Consider the following 18456-nt stretch of genomic DNA (forward strand, 5'->3'; position numbering starts at 1 on the left):
CTTATGGACAGTTTCCCGAAATCAGAGAGCGTTGATATCATGCTGCTTCTGGAAGGGACCTTCCCCTACGTCAGAGGCGGAGTATCCAACTGGGTCAACCAGATCATCATCGCGTTCCCGGAATACCGTTTCGGCGCACTATTCATAGGCAGCGCCCGCAATGATTATGGCGGATTAAAGTATGATCTTCCGCCAAACCTGGTCCACGTGGAGTGTCATTACCTTCATGACGAATTGGCTATGCCAGCCATTGGCTCCATGACGGGCAACCACGGCGTATTCGAAACCGTACGACGTATCCATGACTGGTTTCTGAATCCCGACCCGAGTACACTTGACAGCGCCCTGAAAACGCCAGACTTTTACCTTGACTCTGACAACGGTGCGAACTTCGATCAGTTCCTCTACTCGAAAAAGTCCTGGGAACTGATCTGTGATCTCTACCAGGAACGCTGTAATGATCCATCCTTCGTCGATTATTTCTGGACAGTCCGTAACATGCATACGCCCATCTGGATGTTGGCCTCCATCGCAAAGCAACTTATACCGGCTCGGGTGTATCATACGGTGTCAACCGGCTATGCCGGTTTCCTGGGTGCACTTCTTCACTACAGCAGCGGGCGGCCGCTGATCCTGAGCGAACACGGCATCTACACGAAGGAGCGACGCATCGATATCTTCAGCAGCGACTGGATTCAGGACAACCGCAACGCCCTGCAGAAAGACCCCACGGAAGTAAGCTATTACCGCGACCTGTGGATACGATTTTTTGAAACCATCGGCCGTTTCTGCTATGGAGCGGCAGACAACATCGTGTCACTCTACGAAGAGGCCAGGGAACGCGAAATAGGTGACGGCGCCCCCCGTGAACGCACCATGGTGGTACCCAATGGGATCAATATCGCCCAATTTGCGACGTTGCGGGAAAGACGACCTGACACCCCACCGGTACTGACCTTGCTGGGGCGCGTAGTGCCGATTAAGGACATCAAAACTTTCATCCGGGCTCTACGTCTGGTTGCCAACAGCCTGCCGGAGGTACAGGGATGGATCATCGGACCTGAAGACGAGGACCCTGAATATGCCGCAGAGTGCCGGGCTCTTGCAGAAAGTCTCCAGATCGCCTCGAACCTCAGTTTCATGGGGTTCAGAAATCCAATGGAAATTTTCCCGGATACTGGCGTCATGATACTCAGCTCGGTCAGCGAGGGGTTGCCTCTGGCCATTCTGGAGGCGTTTGCCGCCGGTATACCGGTCGTGGCAACCGATGTCGGCGCCTGTCGTCAGCTGATAATGGGTCACGGCCAAGAGGATGAAGCCATCGGACCGGCCGGAGGGGTGGTATCCATCAACAACCCCCATGATCTTGCAAGGGAGACACTGCGACTCCTGGAAGACCCCGCTCGATGGAAACGTGCCAGCCAGGCGGCCATTACGAGGGTCGAGCGGTTCTATACCGAGCAACAGATGTTCGACAGGTACCGACAATTGTACCAGCAAGGAATAGACTGATGGCAGGCATCGGCTTCGAACTGCGCAAGCTGCTCAAACGCGGCACCTTTTTTTCGTTGCTGCAGACCTACGGGTATGCCGGGATTATCAGCTCCGGCCCCTGGGTGCTCTCCATCTTTGCAGTGATGTTGATCGGCTTCATCTCGCTGCCGGTCGTCATTCCGCCAGTTCTGGTGTCGCAGTTCCAGACATCAATTACCTACCTGATCGCCCTCTCCCTGATCTATACGGGCTTGTTCCAGTTGGCCTTCACCCGCTATTCGGCCGACAGAATCTTCGAGAAGGAACATTTCAGACTGCTTCCCAATCTGAACGGCCTGCTCCTCCTGGTGACCACGGTGGGAGGTCTGATTTCCTTCCCCCTGACCATCGTTCTGTTCCCCGAAACATCGCTAATCTACCGCCTTCTCTTCGCCACCACCTTCGTCACTGTCTCCTGCGTATGGCTGGCTGCCATTCTTCTCTCAGGCCTGAAAGACTACAAGGCAATACTGTACAATTTTGCCATTGGTTATGGCACCGCGCTGTTTCTTGCTTTTTTCCTGCGGGCCTGGAAATTGGAAGGACTGTTGCTGGCATTTCTGACCGGTCAGTTCGTGCTTCTCAAAGGGATGCTGTTTGTTATTTTCCGCAACTACCCGTCACGCACCTTCTTGGAATTCGATTTTCTGCGCAAGCGGCGTGTGCATTACTCCCTGATGCTTACTGGCTTCTTCTACAACTTGGCGATATGGACTGATAAATTCGTTTTTTGGTTTCATCCGTATACCGGCAGCAAGGTGATCGGTCCCTTGAACGCTTCAGAAATATATGATTTTCCGATATTCCTCGCCTATCTCTCAATTCTGCCCGGTATGGCCGTGTTCCTGGTGCGGATGGAAACCGATTTCGTCGAGTATTATGACCGTTTCTATGATTCGGTTCGCGAAGGAGGATCACTGACTACCATAAAGTCAATGAAGAACGAAATGGTGCACATAGCACGGGAAGGAATCTACGACATCATCAAGATTCAGTCCATCGCCACCATTGTCATATTTCTTTTCGGGCCAACCATGCTCTCCATGGCAGGAATCTCACTGGCCTATGTGCCGCTGCTCAATATCGACGTAGTTTCAGCCGGGCTGCAGGTGGTTCTGCTTGGGCTTATCAACATCTATTTCTATCTTGACCGGCGAGGACGCGCCCTGTTCCTGACAGCACTGTTCGCCACCCTGAATCTTATTCTGTCAATCATATCCATCAACCTCAGTCCCTACTTCTACGGCTATGGTTTTGCAGGTTCGCTGTGCATTACGATCATGTGCGGCATGTTCCTGCTGGACCGGGACCTGGATACGCTGGAGTACAAGACCTTCATGCTTCAGTAGCTTGTACTCCTGCATGCATGAACATTGAACTGCGGCTTGATGTCCATCAGGATGAAAACAACAACTCATATGTTTAGCCACCGGAACATAAAGTTTCTTGACAGGAAAGTGCAACTCATCGTTAATAGGGAAATGGCCACCAAAAACAAGCACTCTGACGACAAAAGAAAAGATCCGAACAACTCTGATCAGCGAATGTTACGCACCGGACAGATCGTATCGCTCAAAATATCCGGTTTAGATGATGAAGGGTTCGGAACAGCATCCCACGAAGGGAAAAAGGTTCTCGTGACTGGGGCTCTTCCGGGCGAAACGGTTAGTTTCAGGGTAACCCACAGCGGAGCACGGACCGTATTCGGGGAGACCGTCAAGATACTTTCTCCTTCCCCATCCCGCACGGCATCATCTCCCTGCAAAACCCCCGCCTGCATAAACTGTCCGCTTATTCCCATGGACTACCGGGCCCAGCTTGCCCTGAAGCTCAACTTCGTCGAAAATGAGATCCGTTCTTTCTCATCGCTCCGCACCGTCCCGGTACACGACGTGATCCCTTCGCCACGCCCCCTTGAGTACCGAAACTCTGCAAAGCTCGTGGTGGCGGGCACTTTCAGGGCGCCGATCATCGGCATCTACCGCCGCAACAGCCATGACGTGGTCAATATCGGTTCCTGCCCGCTCCATCACCCCCTCATCAACCGGGTCGTTGCTGCCGTCAAGGAAGGTATCACCAAGGGAAAGGTTCCGGTCTACAATCCCCGGACAGGCACCGGCATTCTCCGCTACCTGGTGGTACGGGTTTCCGAGCACTCCGGTCGTGCCATGGTTGTCTTTGTCACGGCCAGAAGGAGTTACAACGAAATTCATCACTTGGCGAAGTTCGTTCAGAAAGAGGTGCCCGAGCTGGACGTGGCAGTTCAGAACGTGAACAGTTCGGAAGGGAATGTCATCCTCGGCCAGCAGGACCATTTTCTGACCAAAGATCACGTCCTCATCGAAGAGCTTGGGGGGGTCCGCTTTTCCATCTCCCCCCGCTCCTTTTTCCAGGTGAACAGCGGCAGTGCCCGCATCATCTACGAAAAGGTCCGTGAGTGGAGCGCCCTGACCGGCACGGAGAAGGTGGTCGATTTATACTGCGGCATCGGCGGGATATCGCTTTTTCTTGCGGCTCAGGCGAAGGAGGTTCACGGCATCGAGTACGTGGATGCCGCCGTGGCCGACGCAGAGCGCAATGCCCGCCTGAACCGGGTCCGCAACTGCACCTTCGAGGCCGGCGATGCGGCCGAACTGCTGGAAGAACTGGTTGAGGAGGGAACGAAGCCCGACCTCGTCGTCTTCAATCCCCCCCGCAAAGGGTGCGACCGCAGGGTGCTTGAGGCCGCAGCCGCGTCAGGCCCGAGCACGATGATCTATGTATCCTGCTCCCCCGTCACCCTTGCCCGCGACCTGGACATCCTGGCACGGCTCGGCTACCGTACCCGGGAAATTCAGCCCGTAGACATGTTTCCCCAGACCCCTCACATTGAGAACGTGGCCCTTCTCGTCAAATCCGATGGCGACAAAAGCGCCATCAAGGGGCAGACCGAAGCACCCCCACGGAACCATCCCCATTCACCACGCAAAAAAAGAGGGGCGTCCGCCTGAGCGGACACCCCTCTTCACCACGTCTATCCGGTCTTGACTGTTACTTTCGCAACACCTTGACGACCGCCGAGAAGTCCTCTTCCCCGCGCCCGTCTTTGACCCCCTGTTCGTAGTTTTTGCATGCCACCGATGCAGCGGGGAGATCAAGACCCAGTTTCTGGGCCTTCTCAAGCACCAGTTCCAGCTGCTCATGAACATACTTGAGGGCAAGGTTGCGGGTAAAGTCTCCCCTGGCAATAATGCGCCCCTTGGAATGAAAAAGAGGTGAGGCGACCCCTCCCGAGTCGAGCACCTCGAGAATCTTGTCGACGTTGAACCCCATTTTCTCGCCAAAGACAATGGCTTCGGCCAGGGTCTCCATCAGCTCGGCCTGGACCAGGTTTACCACGAATTTCATGCGGGTGGCATCGCCAATAGCTCCCACATGGATGATGTTGAGACCGAAGAAGGAGAAGAGCTCACGACACCGCCCGATAAGCGACGGGTCCCCTCCGGCAAGGATGGTGACGAGCCCGTTGGCGGCGTGTTCCTTTGTACCCCAGACCGGCGCATCAAGGAACATGACCCGGTGCTTGGCGGCCTCCTCGGCCATTTCCTTGGTGCTTTCGAGGGAATGGGTCCCCATGTCGACAAGGATCGTACCGGGATCGATGCCGGCAAAAATGCCGTCCGGACCATAGATGTCGGGCTTCAGCCGTTCTTTCTCTGGGCGGATATAGATAACCAGGTCCTTCCCCTTGGCAGCCTCCCGCGGAGTACCTGCGCCGGTGGCCCCCTGTTTCACGAGCTCAGCAACAACTTCAGGGTCCGAATCATAAACCGTGAGATTGTAGCTTCCCTTGAGAAGATTCGCGGCCATATGCCTGCCGACCGTACCCAGTCCCAAGAAACCAATATTTCTCAACATTGCACGCCTCCTGAGTCACTTTAAGTAAATATATTCCTGAACGCTGATAATAGTACAATGTGTTTAACGCTTGTACAATAGAAGAGTTTAAAAAAATAACGCTGTTTTCTTTATCGGGACTTCGTCACGCCCACCCTATTGCAGAATGAGGTTAGGGTACAGGTGGAACACCGGGGCGAAACCGGTGTGCAGTGGTTCTGGCCGAATGTGACGAGGTAATCGTTGATGACGGACCAGTATTCTCCGGGAAGCTTCTCCCGGAGGGCGAACTCGGTCTCTTCCGGCGTCTTGGTACAGGTGTATCCCCATCGGTTACAGATACGGTGCACATGGGTATCGACACAGATTGCCGGCTTGCCGAATCCGAGGGTCACCACGAGATTCGCCGTTTTCCGACCCACTCCCTTGAAGGTTAGGAGTTCGTCAATCCCATCGGGAACCACTCCGTCGTATTTCTCCACCAGGGTCCGGCAGATGGCAAGGATCTGGGCCGCTTTGTTCCGGTAAAACCCCACGGGATAGATAGCACGTTCAATTTCATCCCGGGAGAGGGAGAGCATCTTTTCCGGCGTATCGGCCTGGGAAAAGAGACGCTCCGATGCCGGACCGGTTGTCCTGTCCTGGGTGCGGAGCGAAAGAATACAGGATACTAGAACCTTGAAGGGGTTTCCCTCACGCTGGGATAGGATGGTGACAGCAGGAGACGGCCACGACTTCACGGCCTCGGCGAGGAGAGCCATGACCGGGTGAATGTCTCCATCCCTCACGAAAAGCCCCGATTCCTGAAGATTCGCATGAAGAGAACCCCAATGACGGAGAGACCAAGCCCCGCACAGAAGAAGAGATAGCCGAGACTCCGCCCTTCACCCCACCCCATGACGTCGTTGCCGTGCATGAAAACGATCAGATAGAGTCCGACGAAGGTAAGAATGCCGCCGAATATGTAGAGCCCCAGTGCAACCACTGCCAGGGCAGCCCCTTGTTTTTTCGCCATTGTCTTCATCTCCTTGACTGAATGTTCCACAAACCAACTGCCGTAAAAGACTTTCGCCCGGCTGCCCGTGACGGGAAATAGTACCGAAAGCGTGGGATACTGGCAACCGCTATCTATCAATCATCGCTTCAGATGCGTCGCTTGTGCTTGCAATGGATCATGGAGCGTGGTTAAGTTTATCTGTCAGTCAGCGCCACAGCAGAACAGGAATAATTCCACCATGAAAACGGTCGATCTCCACGTCCATTCAAACCACTCCGACGGTCTCCATCCCCCTGCCGACCTCGTCAGAATGGCGGCCCAGCAGGGCCTCGCCGCCATTGCCATCGCCGACCACGATTCGGTGAACGGAATCGACGAGGCACTGGCCGCCGGCGCACGCCTGGGGATTGAAGTGGTACCCGCCGTCGAGCTTTCGGTGGAACTCGGACGCCACCACGACATGCATATCCTTGGCTACCACATAAATCACCGGGACACCAATCTGGCACAGATGCTCGCCGAATTCCGCACCAACCGAGACAACAGGGGGAGAGCCATCGTAGAGAAGATTAACCGACGACTTGTGGACGGACGAAGGTCTCCCCTCTCCTACGACGAGGTGATCGACATCGCCGGTGGTGCGGTAGGGAGACCCCACATCGGCAGGGTGCTCGTGGAGCGTGGTTATGCCCGGGACATGGAGGACGCCTTCCGGCGGTACCTCATCCCGTGCAATGTACCCAAGCGCTACCTCCCTGCTGGCGAAGCAATTGCGGAAATCAGGAGAACCGGCGGCGTAGCGGTTCTGGCCCACCCCATTACTGTCAGCGACAACCGCCGTGAGCTCCGCAGGGTCATCACTGAGCTTGCCGCACTGGGGTTGGACGGCCTTGAAGTGTTCAACAACATGTGCTACAAGGACGACATGCTTTTTCTCGAATTCCTGAGTGGAGAACTCGGTCTCCTCATGACCGGCGGCTCCGACTTCCACGGGTTTGAGGATGATGTGGAGATTGGCATCGGTCGGGGTGGACTCGCGGTATCACACCGGCTTGCCGAAGCAGTCAAAAACCTGGCGGAATCACGGAGGATCACTTCACCCGGAAGCCGCCCCTGAAAGAACCTGCCATGGCCGACGCCCGGGAAGTCCTGGAGATGATGAGAGAGGTGGCACGGACCAGAATTTCCATGCTGCGCGACGGGGTAACCTTCTACGAAAGCGACCGCCGAAGCTACTACCTCCAGCAGTACGAAGACAAACTGAGGCAGATTGAAGGACTCATCCGCCGTATCAGTATCAGGCTCGTCGACCCGCCCAGTGACGACGCCAACCAATAGCAATCCCCTCCCCTGCAACGAAAAAGGACCCACGGCATGTGCGGGTCCTTTTTTCTATTTCTGGCTGCAACGTCACTGGGGCGACGCTGCGGATAGGGCATGATGCGCCAATCGTGGCATCACTCCTTGTAGGGTCTGTAGTTCACCACCTGCAGGTCATCCTCTATCCTCTCCACACCCTCCACACCCTCAGCGATCCGAAGCGCCTCCTGCTTCTCGGCATCGGAATGGGCGTGGCCTGAGAGACAGGCAACGCCATTCTTTGTACTGATTTTAAAATGGAGATTCTCGATGGCGTTCGAGCGGAAGAGCTCTGTCTCTATCTTCTTACAGAGGATGATCTCGTCGACTATCTCACGGGTATTTTCCTCGTCGTTTTTAAGGCGGGGATCCTTGGCGGCGGCAACGATGCTCTCGATGATGGCACCCTGAGACATGCGAGAGGTATTGAACACCTGATCGTAGCCAAGGGGATCATTCCAGTCGCGATTGAAGTAGAAATGAATGAACCCACCCCGCTGGTGATCGCTCTTGCGGATAAGCTCGCGAGCCAGGTCAGGATCGATCCACTCCCGCTCGGAAAGGCTTTCCACCCGGTCTTCGAAGGGTGCAACAAAACGGAGCCGAAGGATGTTTTCCACCTCTGAGAGAAGGTCCTGAGAACCCCGTCCATAGAGGATCACATCACCTTTCCGGGCGCAGTCGAGCAGGATAATCTCGATAGTGTTCAGGTGTGCGGCATGGAGCCGGTCCTCAGCGGTGATGTAGACCGGCGGCTTCTCATCCACCCGTTTGAGAACCTCCCGGTCAAGACCGTACTGGGGAGCAAGCTCCGCAATCTTTGAACCGTCGACGAGCGTATGTTTCAGTCGTTTCGCCAACTCGCGGGCAATCTGGTAGGCGCCAGTCCCCATCTCTCTGGAAATCGTAATAATCGCCATAAACCCCTCCGAAGCTCGCAAAAAGTGCTCGATATTATCATGACGAGGAGACGTATACAAGGGGGTAATTTGTATGGTACCATGCCCCACAACGACGCTGTTTCACGGAATTTTTCCGGGAGCCACATGGTTGATTTCATTACCCGCTTGCTCGTTTTCGCCGTCATCCACTCGCTGTTGGCGCTTCCCAACCTCCAGAGGCGCATCGGGAAGATATTTCCCCGAGCCGGGCGTTTCTACCGGCTCATCTACAACTTCATCGCCCTCGTGACCTTCTTCTGGGCAATGGCCGCTTGGCACCTGTCACCGGTTCTCTATATTGTCCCCGGAGCCGGCAGCCTCCTGTTTCACCTCGTGCAGTTGGTGTGCCTCGTTTCCCTTGTCCGATGCGCAGCCCAGACCGGCATCGGCGACTTCCTGGGGCTGAGGCAGCTGCGTGGCAATCCCGGAGACCGTCGCCTTGTCACCACCGGCTGCTACAACCGGGTGCGCCATCCACTCTACTCCCTGGCGCTCATCTTCCTGGTACTCAACCCCGTAATGACCCTCAAATGGTTGATCCTCACCATGTTCTCGACGGTCTACTTCGTGGTAGGAGCGCGAATCGAGGAGCGGAGACTGGTTGCTGAATTCGGCGATTCCTACCGGCGCTATCAGGAACGGGTACCGATGTTCCTGCCGCACCGAAGAACGCCTCCAGACGCTTCGTAGCTTTTCACTGCCCATGGGGCGCTGATTATACTGATGAGTCTGCCTCGGGGCTTCCTCCGCCATCGATGGCAGATGACGACAGTGCGAAGGGAAGTGAGACCCGGAAGACTGACCCCTCCCCGGCTCGCTGTCGGCATCGACTCCCTTTCCCGCGGCCCGGGAAACATAGAGGGTTGCGATTCGCTCAACATCCTCGATAAGGGTATCGACCCACTCCCAGGCGATGCCATTCATCATAGAACCATAGACGGTGCAACCGTCAATGAGCACCAGAAGCTTGCTGAAGTAGCGGCTGTTCAGACCGCGAACACTCACAGCCCATTCGTTGTTGTCGTGTCGGGCACCCTGGACGCCGGGCACCTCAGTACACCGGGGAAAATTTCGATGGTGCAGGGAGCAGAGCGTAGGGAACGCGTCCTGGGGAACACGCGGGGTGATACGGGCTTCCGGTATTCAATCGAGGCGCACTTTACGTACGCCGTCAACGGAGACGAGGGCATCGACGACTTCGACTTTCTTGCCACGCATGCTGTATTTGACTTGGAATTTAAAAAAAATGCGCGCGGCATCGATATCCTTCTCCACGTTAAAATCGATTATTTCTAACTCGCCATCTTTCAGTATCCGCTCAATCCTGCCAAGCTGTCCCGCCACATCGTCGCTCCAGATCTTGACGGAGTTGTAGGTATCACGCTTCAACAAGCCTTCAACCCTCTTCAGGAGAAGAAGGGTTGCCAGCGAAATCACTGTGACGACCAACGATACAATGAAAAGGCCGGCTCCACACGCAAGCCCGATGGCTGCGGCAATCCAGAGACAGGCAGCAGTAGTGAGTCCACGAATGGACGCCCCCTCGCGGATGATTGCCCCCGCGCCAAGAAAGCCGATGCCGGTAACAACCTGGGCAGCAATCCGGCCAGGATCGACACCGATGGGGCCGACGCCGCTAAAATTGCCGTAAAGCCGATAGAATTCCAGGGACGTGGCAACAAAGAGGCACGAACCCAGGGACACGAGTAGATGCGTCCTGAACCCGGCCGGCCGGCCGTGAATCTCCCGTTCCAGGCCGATCAGACCTCCCAGGAGGGAGGCCAGGAGAAGCCGGCCGATCATGTCGAGATTGAATTCCATTACAGGTCACCGCTGCGCATGCCTTAGAGTTGGCGCGGACGAAGCCGCACGCCCTACCTTGACTGTTATGCCACCGAAGGTGTCTCCGGTGCCAAGGAGATCGACAGTACAAACCCTTTTTCAACCCCGCCACACCTGGCGGTAAGGGGAACCCGGAGGGATCCGTCGGGAGTCACCGCGACCCTACCACCCAAGGCAAGGGTCGGTAAAGCGTCGGAAAGAGCTTCAGCTGCCCCTTCAATGGTTTCAGCGTCGGTCGTGACCTTTTCTCCCTCCCGCCCCACCGGTTCAGACTCATCATCGGACGGCATCACGGGAACAGCCTGAGCAGGAAACGCAGCAAACATGCCGTCCCGTTCACCATCATGCCCCTGTTCCCGAAGTTCCTTCATGATCCGTTTCACAACTGTGGAAAGTACCTGAAGAACCCCCTCCCCTGTTCGGGAAGAAGCCTTCACCGCAGGAAACCCGGCAGAGGCAATAACTCTCGCCACCTCCTCAGGGGAAAGGGCATCGGGCAGATCGCTCTTGTTGCACTGGATCACGCAGGGGAGCTTCTCCAGCTCCTGACCGTAGCTCTGGAGGTAGCCACGCAGACTCTCCATACTGTCCCGGGTAACGGTGCGGGATTCCGGCGACGCGTCTGCAATAAAGACAACACCGTCAGCCCCCTTGAGAACGGTTTTCCAAGTGGAGGGATTCGTTACCTCTCCCTGAACGGTATAGAGATGGAAGCGGACACGGTGGTCGTTCACCTCCCCCAGCTCGGGGGGCATGAAATCAAAGAAGAGCATGCGGTCCATCTGCCCCCCCATCGTTTTCATGGCGCCACGGTACTCCGGCTTCAGCTTCCGGTGGATGAAGTGAAGGGTCGTGGCCTTGCCGGCGAGGGGCGGTCCGAAGTAGACGATCTTTGCGTTAATCTCGCGCTTCGTTCTGTTGAACAGGGCCATCGTTGCCGTCCTCCTATCCTATCGGTCCTTTTTCTTGCTGAGGAGCAGCTTCCTCGCCTGGGTCGAAAGAACCGACGAGATGCTCTTGCTCTTGGCCAGGTGGGCCAAGTCCTTTTCGCCCAAAGTCGCCAGGAAGCGGAGTGCCGTGGGGAGCGGCGTCTTGTTGTTCTCCACGAGAGCCTTGCGTATCTGGTAGTTCTTGATCCATTCCTTGTTGGCACAGATGACGCGAAGAATCTCGTCATTCTGAATGGACGACTTGGCGATCACCAGAACCTCCTGTTCAGTGATCCGGGGATTCTTGATGACAGTCCCCGACACAAGCTTGTTGGAATCCCGGATAAGGATCATCCGCCATTCCTTGTCGCCGGTCTGGGCTATCTTGATCTTGTCGGACACCCCCATGACCTGGGCAAGCTGGTATTTTCCCCGGAACGCCTCGCTTTCCTCGTCGACCGGCTCCTCACCCTCCTCGGTAAGTTCCTCATCCGTCCCCGGCTCCTCGTTCCTGTGGGGCTGTGTCGCGGCATGGTGAGGCCGAGGCGCGCCCTCTATGCCATGCTCTGCGAGGAATATCCGTGTCTCCTCACTGCAGTTGATGTGGGAGACTATCAGTACGGCCATCTCTCCATTGCGGTAGTGAAGGCGGGCAAGCCCGTCCAGAATTCTCGGATGGAGAGAGGGGGTGGAAACAGCTTCGCGGAGCATACCTTCCGGCAGCTCCGCGAGACGCATCCGTGCCCCATCCCTGACAGCGCCATCCTGGTCATGGGCCAGGAAAAAGAGAACCGTTACCAAATCGGGAGGGGAAAGATCCGCCTCCCCCCCGACCACTTTCAGTTTTTCCTCGCTCGGCACCCCCTTGGCAAGAAACCTCGCGGCCCGGGGAGATATTTTCAGGGTTACTTTCAGGGAAGTTGCTCCGCTACTTGTCGTTTGGGATAACGGACGGAGCAAGCCCTTTTTTCTTCAGTCGCGCCGCATCCTTGAGGGCCTCATCCCGGCTCCCGTACTTGCCTGCCGTCAGGAGGACAGTCGGCACGGCAACGTTCACCTTCCTGAGGGTAAGCCTGTACCCAAGCCCCGCCAGACGCTCCTGCTCCTTGGTGGCTCGCTCCTGCGCGAAGTAGGATCCGGCATAGACCTGATACGCACCTCCCTCTTTGAGAACGAACCCCTCCACGGTGGCATCTTGCAGTCTCTGGAGTTCTTTGCGGGCCGTTTCCTGATCGGCATACTCGCCGAAGAACAACCGGATCATCGGCTCTTTCTTCCTGACTCCCTGCTTCACGACAGGCGTGAGACCGGCCTCGCGGACTTTCACCTTATCCTTCTCCATTGCCGTAGGCACAACATACTCGCCGATCCGTAGCGTGTATTCTCCCGCCCTTTTCGCGGCAGCAGGCTTAGGGGCAGCAGAAGCCTTGGCCGTGATTCGCGTTTTGGCAACGGCAACGCCGGTTGCCTCTTTCTTTGCCGCAGACTTTTTGCCCTCCTCACCCTTGGCAGTCTTGGGTTTCTCCGAAGTTGAAACAGGCTTCTTCACCCCCTTCGTCGGGGTCTGAGGAGGTGCGGCCTTCTGTTTGTCATCCGCTTGAGTCTGGGCAGCCCTCTGTTTTGCGTCTACCTGAGCCTTTGCCGGTTCAGCAGCTTTGGGCTGATCTTTCTTCGCTGCAGGGACCTCCGGCTTGGCTGCTTTCGCTGCTTCGGGCTTCGGCGGTTCTGTCTTGGCCTTTTCAGGCGCCTTCTGTTCCTGACCCACCTTCGGCGGCTCAGACTGTGCGGTCGTGGCAGGAGTGACGGCCCCCGGCTGTGAAGATTCGGCAGGTGCATCCACAGGCGGCTGGCCGCCTGGTCTGGGAGGGATCGGCTGTTTCACCTGGCTAGGCTGAACCGGCGCCGGCGCCTGGGCCTCCTGGCGTGGTTTGATGAGGTCGGTGAAGTAGAAGAGATAGCCGAATACCGCCACAAGAAGCAGAAGCACCAGAAGGAGGAGACGAGAATTGCTCCCCCCTCCCTTTGATGACTTATCCCCGGGCTCCTGATCAAATTCGATGTTCATCTGATACGTTCCTCCTGATTCTGCCTCGGTCAGTGGCTGTTTTTCTCGTTCGCCTTGGCCGATTCGGCAATGATCTTCTGTGCCAGATGACTCGGCACTTCTTCGTAGTGGGAGAACTCCATGGTAAAGAGGCCACGGTCGCTGGTCATGGATTTCAAATCGTTGGCGTAGGAAAGAACCTCGGCCATGGGAACCACGGACCGGATGATCTGGGAATTGGCCTTGGGCTCGACGCCGACCACCTTGCCACGCCGGGAGTTCAGGTCGCCGATCACATCACCCATGGTCTCCTCGGGAACCGTCACCTTCATGTTCATCATCGGCTCCAGGAGAACCACCTTGGCCGTCTCCATCGCCTTTTTGAAGGCCAGGGAACCGGCAACCTTGAACGCCATCTCCGATGAATCGACCGTGTGGAAGGAACCATCATAGACAGCAGCCCTGAAGTCCACCATGGGATAGCCTGCCAGGAACCCGTCCTGGGATGCCTCGAAGATTCCCTTCTCCACCGCCGGGATATACTGGCGAGGAATGACGCCGCCAACGATTTTGTCCTCGAACAGGAATCCCTCGCCCCGCTGCTGAGGAGAAAAATCCACCCAGCAGTCGCCGTACTGGCCCCTGCCCCCCGACTGCTTCTTGTATTTCCCCTGGGCCTTCACCTGGGCCTTGAAGGTTTCCAGATAGGGCACCTTCTGGGTTTTCATCTCCACGTCGACATTGAACTTGCGCTTCAGCTTCTCGATGGTAACCTCAAGGTGTACCTGCCCCATGCCCGAGAGAATAAGTTCGCGAGTCTTCTCATCACGGCGGATCTGGATCGTCTGGTCCTCTTCCATGAGCCGTTGGAGCGCGCCGTGAATCTTGTCCTCGTCGTTCTTGGTCTTGGGCTGGATAGCGTAGGAAATGACCGGCTGGAGCAGTTTAGCCGGCTCATAAACGATCGGTTTGTCCTTGTCGCAAAGAGTGTCGCCGGTGAGGGTCTCCTTGAGCTTCGCCACCGCCACGATGTCGCCCGCCACGGCCTGTTTGATCGGCTTCTGCTTCTTCCCCTCCAACTCGTAGATCTGGCCGATCCGCTCCTCACATTCGCGGACCGGATTGTAGATAGTCGAATCGGAGTTAAGGACCCCTGAATAAACCCGGAAAATGGAAATCTTGCCGGTATAGGGATCCGACGTGGTCTTGAATACGAGGGCCGAGAAGGGTTCTGCCTCGTCGGGCTTGCGCTCGACCAGTTCGCCGGTCTTGGGATTGGCACCGACAACGGCTCCCCGGTCAAGGGGGGACGGAAGACAGTGGCAAATGTAATCGAGCAGATGGCGAACGCCGATGTTCAAGGTGGCCGAGCCACAGCAGACAGGCGTAAAAGTGTAACGGAGCGTACCGATACGCAGACCGTCCAGAATCTCCTCCTCGGTAAGCTCTCCGGTTTCCAGATATTTCTCGGTCAGGGCATCATAGGCCTCGGCAACGGTTTCCACGAGGATGTCGCGGAGCCGTTGGGCCTCGTCACGATCTTCAGCGGGAATCTCCTCCTCCGTGAACGTGCCGGAGCCGTCCTTGGCATAGCGGTAGGCCTTCATGGTGATGAGATCGATGACCCCCTCGAAGGTTTCGGCAGCACCGAGGGGCATCTGAACCGCCACGCCGCGGGCCTTAAGGGACTTTTGCATGTCGTCGATGGCTCGGAGAAAGTTGGCATATTCCCGGTCCATCTTGTTGACAAAGGCAATGCGGGGAAGCTCGAACTCGTTGGCCCACTCCCAGACCTCCTCGGTCTGAACCTTGACGCCGGAGATGGCCGAGAGGATCACGACACACCCACCCAGCGCCCGCATGCAGGAACGGGTGTCGGCGATGAAGTTTCCGTAGCCGGGGGTGTCGACGATGTGGAGCGAATGGCCATTCCATTCGCAGTGGTCGAGGGAGGACGAGATTGTGATCTTCCGCTTGATCTCCTCGGGCTCGAAATCCATGGTGGACGTGCCGTCGTCGACCCGGCCAAGACGGTCAATCATCCCCGTGGTGAAGAGTATGGCTTCCGTGAGAGAGGTCTTGCCTGCGCCGCCGTGGGCGACAATTCCGAGGTTTCTCAACTTTGCGGTATCATACTTGCCCATACATCCTCCCGTGATGATAAGGTATAGGTCTTCATCGACCTTTTGACTTCCGCGCTATATCGTTATCTCACTCCCTATTCCGTTCGTACAGTATCCGCAGTCCCTCCAGCGTAAGGTACTCCTCCACCGCCTCGATGGTCTTAGACTCGGGGGCGATAAGCCCGGCGAGTCCCCCCGTGGCGATGATCCGGGGGGTATCCTTACTCTCCGCTTTCATGCGGGTCACGATCTCGTCCACAAGCCCCACATACCCGTAGAAGATGCCAGCCTGCATAGAGTTGACTGTGTTGCGGGCAATAACCACCGGGGGCTTCACGATGTCAACGCGGGGAAGCTTGCTCGCCCTCTGGAACAGGGCCTCCATGGATATGACGAGCCCCGGGGCGATGGCGCCACCGCAGTACTCCCCCTTGCGGTTCACATAATCGAAGGTGGTGGCGGTGCCGAAATCGACGATAATCAAGGATGTCTTGTATTTCTCGTAGCCAGCCACTGCGTTGACAATCCGGTCGGCTCCCACCTCCTTGGGGTTGTCGTACTGGATCGGCATGCCGGTCTTTATGCCGGGACCAACCACAATGGGGCAGTAACCGAAGTAGTTCCGGGAAAGTCTTTCCAGGACTCCGGACAAAGTCGGCACCACCGAAGAAATGATAATGGCCCGCACATCCTTAAAGTCGATACCGGCGCTACGGAAAAGCTCACGGATCAGGATGCCGTACTCGTCGGACGTCTTGGCCTTGTCAGTTGATATCCGCCAGTCCCGTAAGAGCCTGTGGCCGTCGTAGATGCCGAGAACAATATTGGTATTGCCCACGTCGATGACGAGAAGCATGATTTCCCTCCGGAAAACAGCGAGATAGCGAGGGATGGAGACAACGAGGGAGTAACTGCCCTTACTATCTCACTACCTCACTATCTCGCTTCTTCACTCTTCAATTGTTACATCACCGGCCAGTATCCGCTGCGTCAGCCCGTCGGTATCCTTGATGAGAAGGGCGCCGATTTCGTCGATCCCTTCAACAGTCCCTATTCTCTCGCCATCCTGGCCGCTCACCCGGACTCTCCGCCCCATGACGGCGCTCCTGGCAAGCCATGCCTGCCGGAGCGGATCGTATCCACCGGCAAGGTACCGTACATAATGTGAGTCAAGGGATTCCAGGAGCGCCCGGGTAAAGGGAAGCCGCTCCACCTCGCGCCCCGCTTCGATGGCGAGAGAGCTTGCCGGGTGGCGAAGGTCGCGCGGGAACTGATCTCGCTGCATATTGATGTTGACGCCGATGCCAAGGATGAGAAACTCGACCCGCTCGGTCTCGGCGCTCATCTCATTGAGCATGCCGGCCACCTTAAACCCGTTCACAAGGACGTCGTTGGGCCACTTGATTGCTGGTGTTAGGCCAGCAGACCGCTCAATGGCCTCGGCCACCGCCACCGCCGAGAGAAAGGTCAGCTGGGGGGCGTGGAGCGGCATGATTGGGGGACGAAGAATGATGGAACAGTAGAGGTTGACCCCAGGCGGTGACTCCCACTGCCTGCCGAGCCGCCCCTTGCCCCGGGTCTGGGCATCGGCTATCACCACGGTCCCTTCGGCAGCGCCTTCTTCTGCGAGACGGTAGGCAAGGACGTTGGTCGATTCAGCTTCACCAATGCACACGAGCGACGTGCCGATTCTTGTGACGTGAAGGCCGGATGACAGTTCAGCGGGAGTGAGGATATCGGGAGTTGAGACGAGGCTGTATCCACGGGAGGGAACCGCCTCAATGCGGTAGCCAAGGTCCTTGAGGGCCTTGATATGTTTCCAGACGGCGGTGCGTGACACGCCCAGGGACCTGCTCAGCTCTTCGCCGGAAACGACACCCTCGTCCCGGCTCCTGAAGATTTCAAGTATCTTCCGGTCGATCTCCCGGTTGCTGCCTCCATCAGGGCGTGGAGAAGCTACGCTCACTCAGCCTCCAGGAGCATCGAGATGTCCATAGCCCGTGCAGAGTGGGTTAGCGCCCCCACAGAAATGATATCGACGCCGGTCTCGGCGATACCCCGAACCGTCTCCAGGTTGACTCCCCCCGAGGCCTCCACGAGAACCCGTCCACCAATTATGGTAACCGCTTCCCGCATGGTCGCCAGGTCCATATTGTCGAGCATGATGATGTCGGCACCGGCCTCAAGGGCTTCGGTCACCTCAGAGAGGGTCTCGGTCTCCACTTCGATCTTCATGGTGTGGGGAATGTAGGCGCGGGCGCGGCTTATGGCCCGTGTGATACCGCCGGCGGCGGCAATGTGGTTCTCCTTGATGAGGACTCCGTCGTAAAGACCGGTGCGGTGGTTGATGCCTCCACCAACGCGGACGGAGTATTTCTCCAGGACCCGAAGCCCCGGCGTCGTCTTGCGCGTATCGACGATGCGTGCCCCCGTACCTGCAACGGCTTCCACGTATTTGGCCGTGAGGGTTGCGGTGCCGCACATCCGCTGGAGGAGATTGAGCGCTACCCTTTCCCCCTGAAGAAGGATCGCAGAGTCGCCGGCAACTTCGGCAATCAGATCGCCGGCGGCAAGACGCACGCCGTCCCCCTGTTTCACCTCGAAACGGACCGACCCGTCAAGGAAGGTAAAGACCCGAGCGGCCACATCGATGCCGGCCAGAACCAGCGGCTCCTTGGCGATGAGACGGGCGCGGGCCGGGCGTCGATCAGGCACCACCGCAAGGGTCGTTATATCGCCGGTATGGATATCCTCCATGAGGGCATTCTCGATGATCTTGTCTAGGCCGATCATGGGCTCTCCGTGTCCGTAA

Annotated in this window: 18 protein-coding genes; 6 read left to right on the forward strand and 12 right to left on the reverse strand. The window is 57.0% G+C overall.

All coding sequences use genetic code 11. The annotated features are described in order from the left end of the window. Window positions 1-3 precede the first annotated feature (3 nt). From pelF to rlmD, 3 genes are all read left to right on the forward strand, one after another. On the forward strand, window positions 4-1512 hold the full coding sequence (pelF, locus tag RCH91_RS06680) for a GT4 family glycosyltransferase PelF (RefSeq protein ID WP_306533834.1): 1509 nt from the start codon (window positions 4-6) through the stop codon (window positions 1510-1512). Next, window positions 1512-2882 (forward strand): exopolysaccharide Pel transporter PelG, encoded by a 1371-nt coding sequence (pelG, locus tag RCH91_RS06685; RefSeq protein ID WP_306533835.1) that lies wholly within the window; start codon window positions 1512-1514, stop codon window positions 2880-2882. Before pelF ends, pelG begins: the two co-directional genes overlap by 1 nt. A 195-nt stretch (window positions 2883-3077) precedes the next feature. Next, window positions 3078-4523 (forward strand): 23S rRNA (uracil(1939)-C(5))-methyltransferase RlmD, encoded by a 1446-nt coding sequence (gene rlmD / locus RCH91_RS06690; RefSeq protein ID WP_306533836.1) that lies wholly within the window; start codon window positions 3078-3080, stop codon window positions 4521-4523. Between the two features lie 40 nt (window positions 4524-4563). On the opposite strand, the gene RCH91_RS06695 is transcribed toward rlmD, so the two are convergent. The 3 genes from RCH91_RS06695 to RCH91_RS06705 all read right to left on the reverse strand — a co-directional run bounded on the left by RCH91_RS06695 (window position 4564) and on the right by RCH91_RS06705 (window position 6424). Then, window positions 4564-5430 (reverse strand): NAD(P)-dependent oxidoreductase, encoded by an 867-nt coding sequence (locus RCH91_RS06695; RefSeq protein WP_306533837.1) that lies wholly within the window; start codon window positions 5428-5430, stop codon window positions 4564-4566. A 110-nt stretch (window positions 5431-5540) separates the two neighbouring features. Beyond that, a complete protein-coding gene (nth, locus tag RCH91_RS06700) occupies window positions 5541-6197 on the reverse strand; it encodes an endonuclease III (protein WP_306533838.1) in 657 nt (218 codons plus the stop codon). Beyond that, window positions 6194-6424 carry a hypothetical protein gene (locus RCH91_RS06705; RefSeq protein WP_306533839.1) on the reverse strand — a complete coding sequence of 77 codons (231 nt, stop codon included), beginning with the start codon at window positions 6422-6424 and terminating at the stop codon, window positions 6194-6196. Before RCH91_RS06705 ends, nth begins: the two co-directional genes overlap by 4 nt. Before the next feature lie 220 nt (window positions 6425-6644). Between RCH91_RS06705 and RCH91_RS06710 the strand changes: the two genes are divergently transcribed. Continuing rightward, the gene (locus RCH91_RS06710; protein ID WP_306533840.1) at window positions 6645-7523 is read left to right on the forward strand and encodes a PHP domain-containing protein; all 879 of its coding nucleotides are present in this window, start codon (window positions 6645-6647) and stop codon (window positions 7521-7523) included. Between the two features lie 11 nt (window positions 7524-7534). After that, window positions 7535-7744 (forward strand): hypothetical protein, encoded by a 210-nt coding sequence (locus RCH91_RS06715; RefSeq protein ID WP_306533841.1) that lies wholly within the window; start codon window positions 7535-7537, stop codon window positions 7742-7744. Window positions 7745-7863: 119 nt separating this feature from the next. On the opposite strand, the gene RCH91_RS06720 is transcribed toward RCH91_RS06715, so the two are convergent. Beyond that, a complete protein-coding gene (locus RCH91_RS06720) occupies window positions 7864-8685 on the reverse strand; it encodes a cytidylate kinase family protein (RefSeq protein WP_306533842.1) in 822 nt (273 codons plus the stop codon). A gap of 126 nt (window positions 8686-8811) precedes the next feature. Between RCH91_RS06720 and RCH91_RS06725 the strand changes: the two genes are divergently transcribed. Beyond that, on the forward strand, window positions 8812-9396 hold the full coding sequence (locus RCH91_RS06725) for an isoprenylcysteine carboxylmethyltransferase family protein (RefSeq protein WP_306533843.1): 585 nt from the start codon (window positions 8812-8814) through the stop codon (window positions 9394-9396). A gap of 453 nt (window positions 9397-9849) precedes the next feature. On the opposite strand, the gene RCH91_RS06730 is transcribed toward RCH91_RS06725, so the two are convergent. From RCH91_RS06730 to nadC, 8 genes are all read right to left on the reverse strand, one after another. Next, the gene (locus RCH91_RS06730) at window positions 9850-10527 is read right to left on the reverse strand and encodes an MgtC/SapB family protein (RefSeq protein WP_306533845.1); all 678 of its coding nucleotides are present in this window, start codon (window positions 10525-10527) and stop codon (window positions 9850-9852) included. A gap of 65 nt (window positions 10528-10592) precedes the next feature. Next, on the reverse strand, window positions 10593-11480 hold the full coding sequence (locus RCH91_RS06735) for an ATP/GTP-binding protein (protein ID WP_306533846.1): 888 nt from the start codon (window positions 11478-11480) through the stop codon (window positions 10593-10595). Window positions 11481-11498: 18 nt separating this feature from the next. After that, window positions 11499-12314: a hypothetical protein gene (locus tag RCH91_RS06740; RefSeq protein WP_306533847.1), complete on the reverse strand. Its 816-nt coding sequence runs from the start codon at window positions 12312-12314 to the stop codon at window positions 11499-11501. A 91-nt stretch (window positions 12315-12405) separates the two neighbouring features. Continuing rightward, window positions 12406-13542, reverse strand: coding sequence for an SPOR domain-containing protein (locus RCH91_RS06745; protein ID WP_306533848.1), 1137 nt, complete (start codon window positions 13540-13542; stop codon window positions 12406-12408). 29 nt (window positions 13543-13571) lie between these two features. Continuing rightward, complete coding sequence (gene fusA / locus RCH91_RS06750) at window positions 13572-15665, reverse strand: elongation factor G (RefSeq protein WP_306533850.1); 2094 nt, start codon at window positions 15663-15665, stop codon at window positions 13572-13574. A 67-nt stretch (window positions 15666-15732) separates the two neighbouring features. After that, window positions 15733-16500: a type III pantothenate kinase gene (locus tag RCH91_RS06755; RefSeq protein ID WP_306533851.1), complete on the reverse strand. Its 768-nt coding sequence runs from the start codon at window positions 16498-16500 to the stop codon at window positions 15733-15735. Between the two features lie 93 nt (window positions 16501-16593). Next, window positions 16594-17610: a biotin--[acetyl-CoA-carboxylase] ligase gene (locus tag RCH91_RS06760; protein WP_306533853.1), complete on the reverse strand. Its 1017-nt coding sequence runs from the start codon at window positions 17608-17610 to the stop codon at window positions 16594-16596. Beyond that, window positions 17607-18437: a carboxylating nicotinate-nucleotide diphosphorylase gene (gene nadC / locus RCH91_RS06765; protein WP_306533854.1), complete on the reverse strand. Its 831-nt coding sequence runs from the start codon at window positions 18435-18437 to the stop codon at window positions 17607-17609. Before nadC ends, RCH91_RS06760 begins: the two co-directional genes overlap by 4 nt. Window positions 18438-18456: the final 19 nt, after the last annotated feature.

The organism is Geobacter sp., from assembly GCF_030834625.1.
Lineage (GTDB): Bacteria > Desulfobacterota > Desulfuromonadia > Geobacterales > Geobacteraceae > Geobacter.

Excerpts from the sequence above, each read along its gene's own strand:
- pelF (WP_306533834.1), top strand. The coding sequence starts at position 4 with ATGGACAGTTTCCCGAAATCAGAGAGCGTTGATATCATGCTGCTTCTG.
- pelG (WP_306533835.1), top strand. The coding sequence starts at position 1,512 with ATGGCAGGCATCGGCTTCGAACTGCGCAAGCTGCTCAAACGCGGCACC.
- rlmD (WP_306533836.1), top strand. The coding sequence starts at position 3,078 with ATGTTACGCACCGGACAGATCGTATCGCTCAAAATATCCGGTTTAGAT.
- RCH91_RS06695 (WP_306533837.1), bottom strand. The coding sequence starts at position 5,430 with ATGTTGAGAAATATTGGTTTCTTGGGACTGGGTACGGTCGGCAGGCAT.
- RCH91_RS06705 (WP_306533839.1), bottom strand. The coding sequence starts at position 6,424 with ATGGCGAAAAAACAAGGGGCTGCCCTGGCAGTGGTTGCACTGGGGCTC.
- RCH91_RS06710 (WP_306533840.1), top strand. The coding sequence starts at position 6,645 with ATGAAAACGGTCGATCTCCACGTCCATTCAAACCACTCCGACGGTCTC.
- RCH91_RS06715 (WP_306533841.1), top strand. The coding sequence starts at position 7,535 with ATGGCCGACGCCCGGGAAGTCCTGGAGATGATGAGAGAGGTGGCACGG.
- RCH91_RS06720 (WP_306533842.1), bottom strand. The coding sequence starts at position 8,685 with ATGGCGATTATTACGATTTCCAGAGAGATGGGGACTGGCGCCTACCAG.
- RCH91_RS06725 (WP_306533843.1), top strand. The coding sequence starts at position 8,812 with ATGGTTGATTTCATTACCCGCTTGCTCGTTTTCGCCGTCATCCACTCG.
- RCH91_RS06730 (WP_306533845.1), bottom strand. The coding sequence starts at position 10,527 with ATGGAATTCAATCTCGACATGATCGGCCGGCTTCTCCTGGCCTCCCTC.
- RCH91_RS06735 (WP_306533846.1), bottom strand. The coding sequence starts at position 11,480 with ATGGCCCTGTTCAACAGAACGAAGCGCGAGATTAACGCAAAGATCGTC.
- RCH91_RS06745 (WP_306533848.1), bottom strand. The coding sequence starts at position 13,542 with ATGAACATCGAATTTGATCAGGAGCCCGGGGATAAGTCATCAAAGGGA.
- fusA (WP_306533850.1), bottom strand. The coding sequence starts at position 15,665 with ATGGGCAAGTATGATACCGCAAAGTTGAGAAACCTCGGAATTGTCGCC.
- RCH91_RS06755 (WP_306533851.1), bottom strand. The coding sequence starts at position 16,500 with ATGCTTCTCGTCATCGACGTGGGCAATACCAATATTGTTCTCGGCATC.
- nadC (WP_306533854.1), bottom strand. The coding sequence starts at position 18,437 with ATGATCGGCCTAGACAAGATCATCGAGAATGCCCTCATGGAGGATATC.